This window comes from Alicyclobacillus shizuokensis NBRC 103103 (assembly GCF_001552255.1).
Lineage (GTDB): Bacteria > Bacillota > Bacilli > Alicyclobacillales > Alicyclobacillaceae > Alicyclobacillus_G > Alicyclobacillus_G shizuokensis.
In genome coordinates this window covers 1-2,545 of the sequence record NZ_BCQV01000101.1, presented here as the reverse complement: position 1 = coordinate 2,545, position 2,545 = coordinate 1, and the positions used below count along the sequence as shown (strand labels likewise).

The following is a 2,545-nucleotide window of genomic DNA, read 5'->3' as shown; positions in this document are numbered from 1 at the left end:
TAATCTATCAAACCTCAAATTGCTTCATTACAGGACTGCTTACTTGAGGAACAGAGGGTAGAAATGCTGATTCTCGATGAGGTGAACTATATCCTGGGTTCCCGATACGTAAAGCATCATGAGGCCATGGAGGCCATCAAACACGTATCCAATGAAAGCAAGGTCTCTGTGGTCCTCGTTGGAACACCGGAAACGAAGCAGCTCACACAGATTAGCTTTCAGTATTTCCGTCGTTTCCCACGGGTGGAGTTGCGCCGGTTTGAGGCTTGTAACGAGGAGTTTTGCCAACTCCTATGCAGTATCGAAGAACAAATTTCGCCGCCGGTGCCCCTTGGGTTGGGCGATCCGAAAACCCATCTTCCCGAGGTACTCCATGAAATGAGCGGTGGCCTGCTCGGAGCCCTCACTCCCATATTGCAGACCGCATACCGGGCCTTGCTCCACCAGTATGACGTGGACGGTCTGCGAGACCCGATGAAGTTCATTGAGATGCTAGAGGCCGCCCAAAACACCATCTTGGGTGACGACGGGAAAGCGTTCATGGAAAGGTTGTTAAAGTCCGAGAGAGACCACAGGTCGTAGATCGCCCAGATGGGTGGTTTCATCTTAATGCTTGACTGCGGTTTACATGGTGGAGAATTGTCGATGCGGCATTACCGAACAAGAACGGCGGTAGGTATATCTCTACCGCCGTTCTTGTTCTCTTTCGACATCTAGATCGTCATTCAGTGATCCACACATGCTTATTTGTTTCCGATGGTGCTGTTGTCGACAAGAGTCGCACCGATTCCATTCGTCTGATCTCTGGCGCAATGAGAGTGTTACATTGAGCGACTTGCGTTACAACGTGTCAAATCTGGCGGCTTTAGCTGAGGCCGTGATCATGCCATGCCGATAAGTCGATTACATGAGTGCACTTTGATACCGTGGGAACTGTGTGGGACGTAAATCTCATGAAAGTAACCGGGATGTACAGAGGAGCACATCCCAGATACCCCGTGTACACTTGAATTTATCAACAGCAATCGTCATGACAACAGCCGCAGGCATCTTCCTTGCCACGTGCCTCTTGAATTGCTTCCCACCCCTCTTTGACGACGAAGTACACCAGTGCCAAGGCGGCGACAGAGTCAACCCACCACCAGCCGAACAAAGCGGTCAAAATGACACCTGCAAGAACCGTCCAAGCCATGTACGCACAGACGATACTACAGGATCCATCTGCTCGAAGGGCTTTACTCCCGATTTCAGCTCCAATGCGTTTCTTGGCCCATGATAAATAAGGCATGACGACTCCCGAAGCGATAGCCAAGCCTATTCCCAAGTAGCTGGACTCTGCGCCTTGATGCGTCCACAGCTTATCAGCGGATGCGACAACGATATAAACCGCTAATAACAGCAAGGCGATCCCAACCACCCAGGATGACACCTTTTCGGCTTGTTTCACTCGGTCTAAGCTCGCACCATTTGCTTCGATGGTCAGTCGCCACAACAAGACCGCACCTGCAATCAGTTCGATGATACTGTCTGCTCCAAACGCAACTAACGCCAAGGAGTGGGCGAGCAATCCGGCTCCAATTGCAACACCCGCTTCGACAATCATCCAAAGGATGGATACGACTTCAATCGAGATGCCTTTTTTCACCGACACCGTATGCGTTGACACTTAATTTCCCCCTTTAACCGGTTCCTTTACGTCATCAGCGCAGTAATTGACGCACCTGGCTACATGTTCGGCGGTGATCGCCAGTATTTCATCGGCTGCACGTAGTAGGCCTTCCACACGTTCGTCCGACAAACGGTAGTATACGTGGCGCCACTCTTGACGGCTCACCACCAAACCGCAGTCTTTCAGGCATGCTAGGTGGCCAGAGACAGTGCTTTGTGTGAGCCCCGTTTCATCGACCAATGTACTGACATTTTTCTCTCCTTCACGTAGCGCCAACAATATCGCCAGACGAGAAGCATCTGCCAAGCCACGAAATAGCTTGGCCCGCAACGCCAATGACTCGTCTGAAATCCTCATGATTTCACCTCATATCTTCATGCACCGATATAACGATATGATATCACATGATATGAAATCCGACACAGTGATTTTATGTTTGACGGGTACATGTCTTGTGCATACTATATGAGTAATTGTTCATATAGGTGGTGGTCAAGTATGGCAACTCGTCTTGATGAAGATCGTTGCGGCGAGTCGATGGTTCACCAGGATGCCGTGGCTGATTGTTTACCTGGTCAACTGGACGAAACCGTGGTGGAAAGCTTGTCGGAGTCCTTCAAGGCCTTGGCCGATCCGACACGAATCCGGATCCTACACAATTTGTCCAGAAGGGAACTCTGTGTTTGTGATTTGGCCGAGCTTCTTGGCATGACGCAATCGGCCATTTCTCATCAGCTTCGATACCTCCGAACTTTGCGCATTGTGAAAGGGCGTAGAGAAGGAAACACAATTTACTACACATGCGACGATGCGCATATCGTCGGTCTTTTGCAAATGGGTATCGACCATGCTACGCATCTGGAAAAAGACAAGGGT

Annotated in this window: 4 protein-coding genes; 2 read left to right on the top strand and 2 right to left on the bottom strand. The window is 50.1% G+C overall.

All coding sequences use genetic code 11. From position 1 onward, the window contains the following. Positions 1-6 precede the first annotated feature (6 nt). Complete coding sequence (locus ASH01S_RS17435) at positions 7-582, top strand: TniB family NTP-binding protein (protein WP_083517337.1); 576 nt, start codon at positions 7-9, stop codon at positions 580-582. A gap of 433 nt (positions 583-1,015) precedes the next feature. Here the strand turns inward: ASH01S_RS17435 and ASH01S_RS17430 are convergent, their stop codons facing one another. Together ASH01S_RS17430 and ASH01S_RS17425 are read right to left on the bottom strand one after the other, a co-directional pair. Further along, positions 1,016-1,666 (bottom strand): cation diffusion facilitator family transporter, encoded by a 651-nt coding sequence (locus ASH01S_RS17430; RefSeq protein WP_067929703.1) that lies wholly within the window; start codon positions 1,664-1,666, stop codon positions 1,016-1,018. Next, positions 1,667-2,026, bottom strand: coding sequence for an ArsR/SmtB family transcription factor (locus ASH01S_RS17425; protein WP_067929702.1), 360 nt, complete (start codon positions 2,024-2,026; stop codon positions 1,667-1,669). Positions 2,027-2,206: 180 nt separating this feature from the next. Between ASH01S_RS17425 and ASH01S_RS17420 the strand changes: the two genes are divergently transcribed. Then, positions 2,207-2,545 (top strand): ArsR/SmtB family transcription factor (locus ASH01S_RS17420; protein ID WP_157067232.1); only part of this gene is annotated, 339 nt, incomplete at its 3' end.